The following is a 13,674-nucleotide window of genomic DNA, read 5'->3' as shown; positions in this document are numbered from 1 at the left end:
GCTTACGCGCGCCGCTTCGGGAAGGGCGCTTATTTTCCGTCCCGGCTCAGTGCCGAGGGCGCATGGCCAAAGACTTTGCGGAAGGCCCGCGAAAAGTAGTTGCTGTCGTTGAAACCAGCGGCGTAGGCGGCTTCCGTACAGTTTGCCATGCCGCTCCGCAGCAGTTCCGCCGCGTGGTCCAGGCGGTAGCGCAGGAGAATCTGGTGAAACGTCGAGCCCGTGGCATGGCGCAGAATGCGGTTGAGCTGGTTGGGGCTCGTCGCGCAGGCCCGGGCCGCCTCGGTAAGCGTCAGCTCCGGCCCCTGGCGCACCCCTTCCGCGCGGATAAACGCCTGGGCGCGCTCGGCGATGAGCGCATGCCGCCAGGCGGTGTGCCGGAAGTGCTCGCCAAACCCCTGGGCGCGCTGCGTTGCCCGCAGGCAGAGCGAGAGGAGGCGGATCAAGTGGGCGTGGATCATCGAGGCGTAGCCCAGTTCGCGCCGGTCGTTCTCGGCGACGATCGCGCTGATGCAGTCGTCCACCTCCGTCTGGTCGCGCAGGCTCAGCAGGAAGGGCCGGGCGCGGTCGGCGTGGATCAAGCTGAAAAGCACGGCCCCCTCGTCCCGGCTCGCCCAGGAATCGAGCGCCCCCGCCTCGGCCACCGAGAAATCGAGCGCTAGGCAGAGCGCCGGTTCGCCACGGCTGCCGAGGAAGCGATGTTCGCACCCGGCGGGCACTACGAAAATACTCCCTTTGCCCACCTGGTAACACTCCCCGGAAGTCACCAGCTCGCCCGCGCCCCGGCGGTAGTAGAGGAGCTGGTGGGTCTCGTGCGTGTGGAGGCCGTTCTCCTGCCCGGCGCCGACGTGCTGGTTCCACTGCACCCGCCAGAGGTGGAGCACGGAGTTGCCCAGCCGGTAATCCATCTGGATGCCGAGAATCTGCTCCCAGCCCTCGGGGATCAGCCATCCGGGGTGGAGCGGGCTTTGGATGAGTTTCGGGGCGTTCACGGCGGTCAGCGGCTGTTAGGGGGCAAAATATCGACGGAATGCGCCAAGATCAAATCGAATGGGCGGCCCGGCGGATGCCAGCGGCTTTGTGGAGGGTCTCTTCCCATTCCGCGAGCGGGTCCGAATCGGCCACGATCCCCGCGCCGACGTGGAAATGCGCCTCGCCCCGCTCGATCAACAGCGTGCGGATGGCGATGTTGAACTGGCACGAGCCGTTGAAGTCGAAATACCCGACGGCCCCCGTGAAAAGCCCGCGCGGCTCCGGCTCCAGCTCCCGGATAATCTCCATGGCCCGCTTTTTCGGCGCGCCGGTGATCGAGCCTCCGGGGAAGCAGGCGCGCAGGGCGGTTACCGCGTCCACGCCGGGGCGCAGCTCCCCCTCGACGGTTGAGACAAGGTGGTAAACCTGCTCGTAGCGCTCCAGTTTCAGCACCTCGCTGGCCCGCACGGAGCCGAACGCGCAGACTTGGCCGAGGTCGTTGCGCTCCAGATCGGTGATCATGATCAGCTCAGCGCGCTCCTTGGGGCTGGCGATTAGCTCGGCGGCGCTCCGGGCGTCGGCCTGCGGATCGGCGAACCGAGGCCGCGTCCCTTTGATCGGACGGGTCGTTATTCGCCGCCCGTCGATCTTTAAAAACAGCTCCGGCGACGACGAAAGGACCGTTCGTTCCGGAAACGCCAGGTATGCCGCGTGAGGTGCGGGCGAGCAGCGGCGCAGCTCCGTGTAAAGCGCGAACGGGTCCCCGCCTGGCCACGGAGCGGCGAAGCGGTGGGCGAGGTTGACCTGGTAGATGTGCCCCGCAGCGATGTATTCCTGCGCGCGGCGCACCCGCTGCATGTAGTCCGCGCACGGCATCGAGGCGGCGAACGGAAGCGGCCCCACCGGCTCCATCGCCGCCGTCGATTCGCTCCAACCCGTGGGCTCCCCGCGCCACGTGCCCGCGCGATGGTCAAACCGCAGCACCAGGTCATAAAATCCGAAGCAAAACGCCCCGTTGTAGTCGATCCACCCCGCTGCGAACCCTTCGCCCCGCTGGGCCGCGAGCGTTTCCTTGAGAATGCGCCAGTCGGCATCGGACGCCCCGCGAATCGTCAGCCGTGGCCGGGCCGCGATCAGCGAAGCCGCCTCCGCGCCGGGTGCCGTGAGCGCCGTATCGAAAAACACAAACCCCGGCTCCCGGTGGAACCGCGACGCAACCTCTTCCGGGCAGAGCGCGTTCATGGCCGTTGAAAAAACTCCGCCCCAAGCGCTTCGGCAAAGGCCGTCGGGAGCGCCCGCCCGTCCAGCGCGGAAACCGGCACCGGCCCGGACCAGCAGCTTGTGAGGAAAACGCCCGTGGCGCGTACCAGATCCTCTCGGCGGATGGGGCGTTCCTCCACCGTGCGCTGCCGCCGCACCCACTCGCGGGTTACGCCATCGCGTGCCCCTTGGGCCGTGGGCGGCGTGATCCAAGCCCCATCCAGCTCTACGAAAACATTCGCCATGCAGGCCGAGACCAACTCGCCGAGCGGATTAAAGAGCAGCGCCTCGCCAGAGCCCTCCGCACGCGCTTGCCGGAGAGCCTCCGCATTGGCCCAGTAATTAGCCGTTTTGAGCCCGCCCAGCACTGGCAAAAACGGCTCCGGATGCACCCGCACGGCGACCGAATGGGCCACCGGGTTGGCGCGCGGCTCCGCGAAAACCAAAACCCGGGGTGCCGTCACCGGGTCCGCCGGTCCGCCGTCGCCCGCCGTCACGTAAATCCGGGAAAAGAGCGGGGTGGGGGAGGAATGCGCGAGCGCTTCGAGCTGTTTTCCCGCCTGTTGAAGAACGCCGGTATCGACCGCCCACCCGACCTTGGCACAAGCCGCCTCCAGCCGGGCCAGATGCCCCTCCAGAAACTCCGCCCGCCCGCCGCGCACGGCCACGCTTTCGAAAAAAGACATCCCGTAGCGGAAGCCGCGGTCGGTGAGAGGCAGCGCCTTGCGGGGCTCAAACTCGGAGCCGGTCGAAAGGAAAGACTGGTCCGCCATGAATTTACGCGGCGTGGGCCGGTGAAAACGGCTGCACTTCTCGGTTAATCCGTTCCACCAACGCGGCGGCTTTGCGCATATCGCACTCAATCTGTGTATTAAGCCAAAATCGGGGCGACTGGCCAAAAAAGCGCCCGAGCCGCAGAGACGTATCGAGCGTGATGGCCCGTTTCCCGTGAATAATCTCGTTGATCCGGCGCGCGGGGACGCCCAAAGCGCGAGCCAGCGCATTCTGGGAAAGCCCCATGGGGACCATGTATTCCTCCTGGAGAATTTCTCCCGGCGTGATGTCGTGAAGATGGGCGGTGCTCATGGTGTTTTTAGTGGTAATCGACGATCTCTACCTCGTGGGCGTCTCCGTCATGCCAAACAAAGCAGATACGCCATTGGTCATTAATGCCGATGCTGTGGGCCCCGGCCCGATTGCCTTTAAGGGCTTCAAGCCGGTTTCCAGAGGTGCCCTTGATTGAGACAGATCAATTTGCGCAACGCCAGCGCTGAATCTCCCGAGGCAGCTTTCGTGACGGGATCTCCAGCCAAATCTTTTCGGTCTCTTTCGAGCGGAACGATTGAATCACTGAGGAATAGTATAACGCATAACGTCATGCGTCAAGGTGCGGAGTTTAATTTTAAGTATATCCCAAATTCCATCCGAGCACGGAAAAAGTAACTTTTTTTACGAATATTCTTCATGGGAATACTTGGGGCCATTTTTTCCTATATTCTATGCCCGCCGTAGGAAGCCCGTCATCAGACGCGACCGCGCGCTGGGGGTTCAATGCTCCCAGCGCGTTGGCTTGGCCTTGTGTGAAAATCAAATATCTTTTCACCTCGTGCCGAAACTCTATTTCGGCACGCACTTGGTCCCGCAACTCTCATTGCGGCAATCGAGTTGCCGGAGCAATGGCGTTCCCAAATGGAGTTTGGGAACGAGAAGGGGAGAAAGGCAGCGTCTTTTGTCTGCGAATCTTTGATTCGTCCAGCGAGTCTGTGGAATCAGAGATTCCTGAGACAGCTTGCGTTACGAATCTGGAGATTCGTAACGAGGGCAATGGGACCCCTCTATCGTCCCGATGGTCCCTACGAAATGCTCGTCTCTTTGGTAATTCCGAAGATCTCGATCCGTTTGCGCAAGGTCGCCCGCGTGATGCCGAGCAATTTCGCGGCGCGAACCTGGTTGCCCTTGGTGATCTTCATCGCATGGAGCGTGAATTCCCGTTCCAGCCAGGGAAGGAGCTGGATCGTCGGGTCGGCCTGGGCCGTCTGGAGCAAAAATTCGAGCGCGCTCTCCTTGGTCATCTCCACCGAGGCGACGCCGTCTGCCATTTCCGATTCGAGCGGGACGTTGACGCTCCCCAGCGGGAGGTCCTTGGGCAGGATCACGTCGGAGGTGGCCAGTACGGTCGCCCGCTGGATGGTGTTCTCCAGTTCGCGGACGTTGCCCGGCCAGGCGTAGGACTCCATGAGCCGGATGGCCTCTTCGCTCAAGCGCAGCCGCGGTAAGTGCTTCTTGGAAGCCACCTTTTGCAGGAAGTACTCGGCCAGCAGCCGGATGTCCTCCACGCGCTGGCGCAGCGGCGGAAGCTGGATGCGTACGACGTTGAGGCGGTAGAAGAGGTCCTCGCGGAAGGTCTTTTTGCTGACCTCCTGCTCCAGGTTCTTGTTCGTCGCGGCTACGATGCGCACGTCGGTATGCAGCGTTTCGTTGCCGCCGACGCGCGAAAATTCCCCTTCCTGCAATACGCGCAGGATTTTGCTCTGGATGGCGATGGGCATGTCGCCGATCTCATCCAGGAAGAGCGTCCCGCCGTTGCATTGCTCGAAGCGCCCGGCCCGCTGGACGACGGCTCCGGTGAAGGCCCCTTTTTCGTGGCCGAAAAGCTCGCTTTCCAGGAGCTGCTCGGGGATGGCCGCGCAGTTGATGGCGATAAAGTCCTTGGCGGAGCGCTGGCTGTAGGTGTGGAGGGCCCGGGCGACGAGTTCCTTGCCGCTGCCGCTCTCGCCGGTGATCATCACGGGGGCGTCGGAGTGGGAGACGCGGCCGATCATCTTGAAGACCTGCTGCATGGCCGCCGACTGGCCCACGATGCTGTCCTGGTGCTGCTCGACGGTCAGCTGCGGCTTGAAGGTCACCGCCGAGCGCATTTGCTCCTGTTCGGTGAGCGCGGCGTTGACCACGTGCTTCAAATTAAAGGGCAGGCCTTCTTTGCGGATAAAGTCGAACGCGCCGAGCTTCATCGACTCGATGACCGTTTGCGTCGTCCCAAAGGCGCTGGTCAGGATCACCATCGCGTTCGTGTCGCGCTGCCGGGCCCGCACCAGCAGTTCCAGGCCGCTGAAGGGCTGGAGGTGCGTCTCGGTAATGAGGAGATCGGGGGAGGTTTCGCAGTAAATCCGGAAGGCTTCGTCGGAGGCGGATGCTGTAAGGACCTTGATCTGCGGGGTCTCGAGCTGCTTTCGAACCCAGTCGAGAAAATCGCTATCGGGGTCTACAACAAGGATGGTCTGGGACTTATCTGCCATTAAAGGGTCTTTTTAAATTCCTCCGAACCGGCGCTGGCGTTTACTGTAGGCGTCGACGGCTTCCAGCAAGTCGCCTTTCCTGAAATCCGGCCACAAAGTGGAGGTAATATAGAACTCTGTATAGCTGAGTTGCCAGAGAAGAAAATTAGAAAGTCGCATTTCCCCCGAGGTACGGATCAGAAGATCGGGGTCAGGGTAGGCGCAGGTATAGAGCCGGGAGCTTAAAAGCGCGGCGTCGATGGCTTCGGGATCGAGCTTCCCCTCCCGGGCTTCGCGGGCGATTTCGCGGACCGCTTCGACGATCTCCACGCGGCTGGAATAGCTCAGCGCCAGGACCAGGGTGAGCTTGTCGTTGTGGGCCGTGGCCGCGATGGCCGCCTCCAGCGCTTTGCGGGTGGAGGCGGGGAGATCTTCCAGCTTTCCGATGGCCTGGAGCCGCACGCCCTGGGCGTCCAGCTCCGGGATTTCCTTGCCGATGAAGCGCTCCAGCAGCTTCATGAGGCCCGCGACTTCCGCCTTGGGCCGCTGCCAGTTCTCGGTTGAGAAGGCGTAGAGCGTCAGGTACTCCACGCCCAGCTCGCGGCAGCCCTTCACGCAGTCGCGCACCGCCTCGGCCCCGCGCTCGTGCCCGTTCAGGCGTTCGAGCCCCTTGCCCCGGGCCCAGCGGCCGTTGCCGTCCATGATGATGGCAATGTGCCGGGGAACCGGGCGGGTGGCGGGTGATTTGGGGAACATCGGTATTTTTTGGAATTTTGATCAGGAACTCATGAACTCAGGAAAAAGACAGGAAAAAATGACCTCCTGCCTTTCTCCGTGTTCGCGGTGTCCTCGGTGGGAAAAGCCTCTTTTAGACCAAGATCGTCTGATCGCGCTGGGCGCCCGTGCTTACGATGATGAGCTTGCCGCCGGTCAGCTCGGCGATCTTGAGCGCGTAGGCTTGCGCGTTCTTGGGCAGCTCGGCGAAGGTCTTGATTTGGTCGGTCGGGGTTTCCCAACCGGGCATCTCGATGTAGACCGGTTCGCAGGAGGTGAGGAGCTGGAAATCCGAGGGGGGCACTTCCAGTTCCTGGCCGTCGAGCTTGTAGGCGACGCAAATCTTGATCGTCTTGACCGTGTCGAGGCCGTCCAGGTTCGTGATGGCGATCTCGTCGATGCCGTTGACCATGGAGGCGTAGCGGGTGGAGACGGCGTCGAACCATCCGCAGCGGCGGGCGCGGCCTGTGGTGGCACCGAATTCGCGGCCCATGCCGTGGAGCAGGTCGGCGATCTCGGCGTTCTCCGTCGGGAAGGGGCCTTCGCCCACGCGGGTCGTGTAGGCCTTCATGACGCCGAGCACGGAGTCGATGCGGTGCGGCGGTACGCCGGAGCCGGTGGAGGCGCCGCCAGCCGTGGTGTTGGAAGAGGTAACGTAAGGGTAGGTGCCGTGGTCGATGTCGAGGAAGGTCCCCTGGGCGCCTTCAAAGAGCATGTTCTTCCCGGCTTTCAGCGCCTTGTTCAAATAGAGGACCGTGTTGACGACGAACGGGCGGAGTTTCGCTCCGGCTTCCAGCGCGGAGGCCTTTACCTCGTCGAAGGAGACCGGCTTCGCGCCCATAGAGATGAGCTGCGCGTTGGCTTCCTCCACGCGGGTGGCCAGTTTGGAGCAGAAAAGCTCTGCCTGCATCAGGTCGGCCAGGCGCAGTCCGGTGCGGGCCACTTTGTCGCCGTAGGTCGGCCCGATGCCGCGGCCGGTGGTGCCGATCTTGTTCTTGCCCTTGGCGAGCTCCTTGGCGGCGTCGAGCGCGCGGTGGTAGGGCATGACCAGGTGAGCGCAGTCGCTCAAAATCAAATTTTCCGGGGTCACGGCGATCCCCACGGCGCGCAGGCCTTCGATCTCCTCGACGAGCGAAACCGGGTCGAGTACCACGCCGTTGCCGATCACGTTCTGCTTGCCCGGGTGGAGGATGCCCGAGGGGATCAGGTGGAGGACGTACTTTTGGCCACCCGTGAGCACGGTGTGCCCCGCGTTGTTGCCTCCCTGGCTACGGACGACGATGTCCGCTTTTTCGGTCAGAAAATCGATGATTTTGCCTTTGCCTTCGTCGCCCCATTGGGCACCCACAAGAACGGTATTTGCCATGGTAAAAAAACAGTCAGTTCACAGAAAAAACGCCTCGGGTGCGGCACTCGCCAAACTCCGAGACGTTTGTGGAGTCTATCGGCCCAAGGGCGTGCGGCAAGCCCTTTCTTGGAAAGGGGAAAATCAGGGGGCGGGAAAAGGCTGAGCAGAGCTAAAAAGTTCTCGTTGCGAATTTCCAAAGACAGAGAGCTGACAGGCATCGGGAGCATTGAACTCCCGATGCCGGGCCATGTGATGGGGGTAGGCTTCCTACGGCGGGATGCATTTTGCGGAAATAAAAAACAATTGCAATGGAAAAAGCCGCATGGATGCGGCATTCAAAACCAAAAAAACAGCCACAGTAGCAAGGTGCCTGCACCCAACCAATTTGGCAGAAACATATCGCGGTTGCGTCTCGAACGCTCTCTCACCCAAAACCGACTGTGTGAATTGGCCGAGATAGACCGTTCCTATTTGCAGCGAATCGAAAAAGGCCAGTTCCAACCCACCCTTCCCGTGATCCTCCGCTTGAAGCGAGCGCTTGGCTGCTCGTGGGCCGAACTAATGAAGGGTGTGGAGGCACCGCCCTTCCGTTCCCGGCTTGAAGAGTCGTAACGCCTTGTATGGAAACTACCGTGCAAGCAGCGGCGGGGTGTCTGGCTTGCTGATGCAGAGGTTGATCTGGAGGAGGTTTTTGACAATCCAGTCCTTCACCCCCTCCGAGTGGAGTTTGAGGATCTCCAGCCGCGCCCGCTTTTTAAAGAACAGCTCCAGGTCCCAGAGCGAGGCCCAGTGAATGGCGTCGCGGTCGCGGTCCCAGTCGAGGTGAAAAATCGCCGGGTCGGTGTGGATCAGGAAGAGGGGCCGCCGGGTTACGAGCGCCCAGGCCCGGGCCGTCAGGAGCGTCAGCCCGATGGCCGTGCGCCGGGCCGGGCCGTAGTGGTCGGCGGAGTGGGAAAGGTAAAACGGCGCGTCGTAGCGTGGGCAAAAGACAAAGAGCCGCCCGTTGTCGGCCAGCATCCCGAAGAGCTTCGCGAGCGTCCGGCGCGGGTCGCTGATGTGCTCCAAGACGAACGTCGAGAAAATCACATCAAAGGGCCCGTCCAGCTCCAGCACGCTGCCGAAGTGCACCGCGTCGGCCGCCTGGCGCAGGTGATCCTCGTTCGAGCGCGTCACATCCTGCGTCGTGTAGTGAATAGCCCCCCGTAAATCGGGCCCCAGGAACCGCGCGAAATTGCTGCGCCCGGCCCCGATCTCCAGCACCCGGCAGACCGTCTTGCGCTGGAGCGTCTCCTCAATCGCCGCGCGAACGTAAGGCCACTGCTCGGGCATCTCATTGGGATGTTGAAAGGCAGCATACTCCTGCGTCGTTTGGTAAAAACGATCCATCCTGGCCCTGAGGCGCGCCCCCTGGGGAGCTTCTTCGGAGGTGAGAGATCCGGGCAAATTCATGAAGTAACCGGCCATTCAATAGAGGCATCGGAGCGCCGGTTCAACCTAAAACCCTGAGGGAATACCTCATAATGCCCTTTGGGCTTCTCCCGCTTTTTGTTTTTCACGTGCGATCCCTATTTGCAATTTAAGGGCAATACGGGCATCATGCGGCCCCATGTCTGTCAAGCTCTCCCAAGTCGTTCTCGATCAACTCCCCGGTGCCGCCGAAAAGCTCGCCAACGCCAAAGTACTCGTTGGCCTCGACGGCTTTGTTGACACCATTATTCATGTCGTTGCCAAGCGCGCCTCCGCTACCGAATACACCCGGATGGGCGCCATGGGAGACTTCGGCCAGCGCATCAGCGCCGCCGCGGGCCTGAGCGCCAATTTTGAATTCGTGACCCAGATGATCAAGCTCGGCGGCAACGGCCCCATCATGGCCAACGCCCTCGGCTCCTACGGCACCGCCGTCACCTACGTCGGCAACCTCGGCAGCCCGAATATCCACCCCGTTTTCACCGATTTCGCCGCCCGTTCCGCCCGCGTCATCTCCATCGCCGAGCCCGGCTACACCGACGCCATCGAATTCGAGGACGGCAAGCTCATGTGCGGCAAGCACGACAGCCTGCGCCAGGTCACCTGGGAAACCCTCCTTGAACATATTTCCGAGGCCGAGATCGTCGACCTCTTCCAGCAATCCTCCCTCATCGCCCTGGTCAACTGGACCATGCTCCCCTTCATGAGCGACATCTGGAAGAAAATCCAGGCCCGCATCGCCCCCAAGCTCACCGGCGACAAACGCTGGATCTTCTTTGATCTCGCCGACCCGGCCAAGCGCACCCCCGAGGATATCATCGAAGCCCTCGACATCATCGCCGGTTTCCAACGCCACTTCCGCGTCATCCTGGGCCTCAACCTCCAGGAAGCCCGCCAGGTGGGCGCCGTGCTGGGCCTCACCGCCCCGGACGATTCCCCCGAGCAGGTCACCCGCCATGCCGCCTGCCTGCTGGAGAAGCTCAAAGTCGACACCGTCGTCGTCCATCCGACCGCCTTTGCCGCCGCCGCCGACTCCACCGGGGCCACCCACGTCGCGGGCCCGTTTACCGCCAAGCCGAAGATCACCACCGGAGCCGGGGACCACTTCAACGCCGGGTTCTGCATCGGGCGTCTCCTGGGCCTCGACATCGCCGGGAGCCTGCAAGTGGGCGTCGCCACCTCCGGATTCTACGTCCGCCAGGCCAAGAGCCCGGCCCTCGAAGACCTCAAAGGATTCCTGGAGGCCCTCTAGAACATATTGGAGCCGGAATAAAAATCCGCATTGCTTTTGCAAAGGGAAAAGTGCTAAAAACACGCTAGTTTATGAAGTCCCTCCTCACCATTCTTCTCGCCGTCGCCTTTGGCGCGGTTGCCTACGCTGATATTCAAGCCCCCCCGATGTCCGATCAGGGGCCGACCCGCAAGCTTGGGCGTGGCTTCTCCAACGTCGTCTATGGCTGGACCGAAATCCCCGCCACGATGATGCAGGTGAACGAAAAAGAAGGCAACAACGCGGCGTGGGGCTACGGACTCGTCAAAGGGGTTGGCCGCTCCTTGTTCCGTTTCGGAACGGGCTGGTATGAGATGCTGACCTTCCCGGTTCCCGCCTACAAGAGCTCCTTCCGGGCTCCCTACGAGGCCAACACCCCGTGGACCCTCAATCGCTACACCGAATTCCCGCCGGAAATCGGCTGCGATACCCGCTACGAGTACTTCGGAGGGTTTAGCAACTAGAGTTGCCCCGTCTATCCGGGGGGGCTATCTCAAGCAAACCCGGCTCGCACGCGGATTCATTTTGAAAAAAGGCTTCCCCACGGAAGCCTTTTTTCGTCTTCCGGCACCGTTATTATTTTCATGCAAATATCTGTTCACGACGTCGCATTCGGTGGAAAAGGAGTCGGCCGTTCCGAGGGAATGGTCGTCTTTGTCCCCTACACCATCCCTGGCGAAACCGTCTCGGTCGAAATCACCCGGAAAAAGAAGAACTACGCCGAGGCCCGGCTCGTCTCCGTTGACGCGCCCTCGCCCGACCGCGTCGAGCCCCAGTGCCCCTACTTTGGCCGTTGCGGCGGCTGCGCCTACCAGCACATCGCCTACCCGCGGCAGCTGCTCCTGAAGGCAAGCCAGGTCGAGCAGACCCTGCGCCGCGTGGGGAAAATCGCCGAGCCCCCCATGGCCCCCATGATCCCGTCGCCCAGCGAATACGGCTACCGGAACCGCATCCGCGTCCACGTCGCCGAGGGCGTCGTCGGGTTCTACGCCAACGACGGCGTCTCCATCATCGACATCGAGCGCTGCCCCATCGGCTCCGACGAAGTCAACGAACACCTCGCCGGGCTGCGCCGCCGCCGGATGCCCGATGGCGACTACACCCTTTCCGAAGTCCGTAAAAAGGGCTTCTTTGAGCAGACCAACAACGCCGTGGCCCAGGCGCTCCTGGACCATGTCAGCGCGCGCATCACCCCCGGCGGCTCCCTCGTGGACGCCTACTGCGGGGCCGGTTTCTTTGCCCATTACCTGCACGAACGCTACGAGAGCGTCACCGGCATTGAGGAAAACGAATTCGCCATCGAGCACGCCCGCTCCCAGGCCTCGCCCAACGAGCGCTACCTCGCGGGCGATGTCGCCCAGCACCTCGGCGAGGTCTTGAGCGAATCGCCAGACGCCACCCTCATCCTCGACCCGCCTGCCGCCGGTGTCACCCCGCAAGTCATCGACGCCATCCAGGCCGGTGCCCCGCGCGAAGTCTTCTACGTCTCGTGCAACCCCGGCACCCTGGCTCGCGACCTCTCGCTCCTGGGAGGGGCCTACCGTATCGACAGCGTCACCCCGCTGGACATGTTCCCGCAGACCGCCGAGATCGAAGTAGCCGTTCACCTGAAGCGGCGGTAGGAGGCTCAGGAAGGAGACCTTTTTTTGTGGGGGCTGCGATTCTTGCTGCGCGGTGAGGCGATCTGCGGATAAACTTCCGCCGTTCTCCATCCACCTATGAAATACCGCCGCTTTGGCCGCACCGAACTCCAGATGCCCGTCATTACCTGTGGCGGGATGCGCTATCAGCACAAGTGGACCGATGAGCCGCTGGGGGACGTCCCCGGCGACAACCAGGCCAACCTGGAGGCCACCGTCCGGTACGCCTTTGAGCTCGGCATCAACCACGTCGAGACCGCGCGCGGCTACGGCACCTCCGAAATGCAGCTCGGGCGGATTCTGCCCCAGTTCCCGCGCGAGAAGCTGATTATCCAGACCAAGGTGGCCCCCGAGGCCGACCCCAAAGCTTTTTTGGAAAAATTCGAGAAGTCGTTCGCCTACCTCGGCGTCGGCTACATCGACCTCTTTGCCCTCCACGGCATCAACAACGAAGAGACCCTCGCCTGGGCCGTGCGCAAAGGCGGCTGCCTGGAGGCCGCGCGCGAACTCCAGCGCCAGGGCCGCGTACGCCACATCGGCTTCTCCACCCACGGGCCGTGCGACATCCTCGTCAAGGCCATCGAGACCGGCGAATTCGACTACGTCAACCTTCACTGGTACTTCGTCAACGAGTTCAACCAGCCCGCCATCGACGCCGCCACGCGCCATGACATGGGCGTCTTCATCATCAGCCCCAACGACAAAGGGGGCAAACTCTACGAGCCCACCCCACAGTGGGTCGAGGCGTGCAGCCCGCTCACGCCCATGGCCTTTAACGACCTCTACTGCCTCGCCCGGCCTGAGATCCACACCCTTTCCATCGGCGCCGCTCGCCCCTCGGACTACGACGCGCACGTCGCCGCCCTGGAGCACTACGACTGCGCCGGGGAAGTCACCGCCCCCATCGCCGCCCGTCTCCGGGCCCGGATGGAGGAAGAGCTCGGGGCCGACTGGGTCAACGGCTGGTGGCAGGGCCTTCCCGCGTGGGAAGAGGTGCCCGGCCACGTCAACGTGCAGGAAATCCTGCGCCTCTGGACCTACGCCCGGGGGCTTGGCATGGTCGGTTTCGCTAAAATGCGCTACAACTTGATGGGGCAAGCTGGGCATTGGTTCCCGGGCCTCAATGCCGGGACCTTCGACGAAGCCGCCGTGCGCAAAGTGCTCCACGCCTCCCCCTTTGCCGACCGCATCCCCGGCATCCTGCGCGACGCCCACCAGCTCCTCGTCGACGCCCCGAAAAAGCGCCTGAGCCAGGGCGACTAACGGTCAGGTGGTTGTATGGCTTGCCTCGTTCCAAAACTCCATTTGGGCACGAGGAAAGCAGGAAACGGTCGGCTTATTAAAGGAGCTGATCTCGCAAGCCGGAGTCGGTAAAGACGGCGCCGTAAGGCTGGAAATCCTTCCCAAATTCGCGGATGACCCGCGTTTGGAGGGAGATCACCCCCTCTACAAAAAGGGCATCGAGCCCCCCGATAGTGATGGGGCCAAGCAGTCGGTTGTCGGCACCTAGATAATACCAGAGATTTGAAGAGTGAGAAAACGGCGTCATGATCGTCCTTGGGCTGTTTAGGTTGATAACTCAGCCTCCTCCGGTTTATCCGAAAGGAGGCCGGGAGTTAACAAGCTGCTATAAAACAGCCGCGACGGCCTTTAACCGCGAGGTCTGGACAT

14 protein-coding genes and 1 pseudogene are annotated in these 13,674 nt (G+C 62.3%); 5 read left to right on the top strand and 10 right to left on the bottom strand.

What is annotated here, in order from left to right; all coding sequences use genetic code 11:
- Positions 1-29: 29 nt before the first annotated feature.
- From B2828_RS11700 to B2828_RS11665, 8 genes and pseudogenes are all read right to left on the bottom strand, one after another.
- The gene (locus B2828_RS11700) at positions 30-989 is read right to left on the bottom strand and encodes an AraC family transcriptional regulator (protein WP_479633926.1); all 960 of its coding nucleotides are present in this window, start codon (positions 987-989) and stop codon (positions 30-32) included.
- Positions 990-1,038: 49 nt separating this feature from the next.
- On the bottom strand, positions 1,039-2,211 hold the full coding sequence (gene pabB, locus B2828_RS11695) for an aminodeoxychorismate synthase component I (RefSeq protein ID WP_479633925.1): 1,173 nt from the start codon (positions 2,209-2,211) through the stop codon (positions 1,039-1,041).
- The gene (locus B2828_RS11690; protein WP_479633924.1) at positions 2,208-3,002 is read right to left on the bottom strand and encodes an aminotransferase class IV; all 795 of its coding nucleotides are present in this window, start codon (positions 3,000-3,002) and stop codon (positions 2,208-2,210) included. Before B2828_RS11690 ends, pabB begins: the two co-directional genes overlap by 4 nt.
- Before the next feature lie 4 nt (positions 3,003-3,006).
- Entirely contained in the window at positions 3,007-3,315 is a 309-nt protein-coding gene (locus B2828_RS11685) for a HigA family addiction module antitoxin (RefSeq protein ID WP_479633923.1), read from the bottom strand.
- Positions 3,316-3,322: 7 nt separating this feature from the next.
- A pseudogene (locus tag B2828_RS11680) lies at positions 3,323-3,580 on the bottom strand (type II toxin-antitoxin system RelE/ParE family toxin).
- A gap of 502 nt (positions 3,581-4,082) precedes the next feature.
- Positions 4,083-5,525, bottom strand: coding sequence for a sigma-54-dependent transcriptional regulator (locus B2828_RS11675; protein WP_479633922.1), 1,443 nt, complete (start codon positions 5,523-5,525; stop codon positions 4,083-4,085).
- 12 nt (positions 5,526-5,537) lie between these two features.
- On the bottom strand, positions 5,538-6,260 hold the full coding sequence (locus B2828_RS11670) for an isoprenyl transferase (protein WP_479633921.1): 723 nt from the start codon (positions 6,258-6,260) through the stop codon (positions 5,538-5,540).
- A gap of 112 nt (positions 6,261-6,372) precedes the next feature.
- A complete protein-coding gene (locus tag B2828_RS11665; RefSeq protein ID WP_479633920.1) occupies positions 6,373-7,644 on the bottom strand; it encodes an adenylosuccinate synthase in 1,272 nt (423 codons plus the stop codon).
- Positions 7,645-7,809: 165 nt separating this feature from the next.
- Here B2828_RS11665 and B2828_RS11660 point away from each other — a divergent pair, with 165 nt between their 5' ends.
- Positions 7,810-8,238 carry a helix-turn-helix domain-containing protein gene (locus B2828_RS11660; RefSeq protein WP_479633919.1) on the top strand — a complete coding sequence of 143 codons (429 nt, stop codon included), beginning with the start codon at positions 7,810-7,812 and terminating at the stop codon, positions 8,236-8,238.
- Between the two features lie 15 nt (positions 8,239-8,253).
- On the opposite strand, the gene B2828_RS11655 is transcribed toward B2828_RS11660, so the two are convergent.
- The gene (locus B2828_RS11655; protein ID WP_479633918.1) at positions 8,254-9,012 is read right to left on the bottom strand and encodes a class I SAM-dependent methyltransferase; all 759 of its coding nucleotides are present in this window, start codon (positions 9,010-9,012) and stop codon (positions 8,254-8,256) included.
- A 220-nt stretch (positions 9,013-9,232) separates the two neighbouring features.
- On the opposite strand from B2828_RS11655, the gene B2828_RS11650 reads away from it, so the two are divergent.
- The 4 genes from B2828_RS11650 to B2828_RS11635 all read left to right on the top strand — a co-directional run bounded on the left by B2828_RS11650 (position 9,233) and on the right by B2828_RS11635 (position 13,266).
- On the top strand, positions 9,233-10,345 hold the full coding sequence (locus B2828_RS11650; RefSeq protein WP_479633917.1) for a PfkB family carbohydrate kinase: 1,113 nt from the start codon (positions 9,233-9,235) through the stop codon (positions 10,343-10,345).
- 71 nt (positions 10,346-10,416) lie between these two features.
- The gene (locus tag B2828_RS11645; RefSeq protein ID WP_479633916.1) at positions 10,417-10,827 is read left to right on the top strand and encodes an exosortase system-associated protein, TIGR04073 family; all 411 of its coding nucleotides are present in this window, start codon (positions 10,417-10,419) and stop codon (positions 10,825-10,827) included.
- 120 nt (positions 10,828-10,947) lie between these two features.
- Positions 10,948-11,985, top strand: a complete 1,038-nt coding sequence (locus tag B2828_RS11640) for a class I SAM-dependent RNA methyltransferase (RefSeq protein WP_479633915.1) — start codon at positions 10,948-10,950, stop codon at positions 11,983-11,985.
- 96 nt (positions 11,986-12,081) lie between these two features.
- A complete protein-coding gene (locus B2828_RS11635; RefSeq protein WP_479633914.1) occupies positions 12,082-13,266 on the top strand; it encodes an aldo/keto reductase in 1,185 nt (394 codons plus the stop codon).
- Positions 13,267-13,342: 76 nt separating this feature from the next.
- On the opposite strand, the gene B2828_RS11630 is transcribed toward B2828_RS11635, so the two are convergent.
- A complete protein-coding gene (locus B2828_RS11630) occupies positions 13,343-13,552 on the bottom strand; it encodes a hypothetical protein (protein ID WP_479633913.1) in 210 nt (69 codons plus the stop codon).
- Positions 13,553-13,674: the final 122 nt, after the last annotated feature.

Source organism: Spartobacteria bacterium UBA695 (assembly GCA_002298145.1).
Taxonomy (GTDB): domain Bacteria; phylum Verrucomicrobiota; class Verrucomicrobiia; order Chthoniobacterales; family Chthoniobacteraceae; genus UBA695.
Note: the sequence above shows the minus strand (reverse complement) of the source record. Positions and strands in the feature narration are given on the sequence as shown.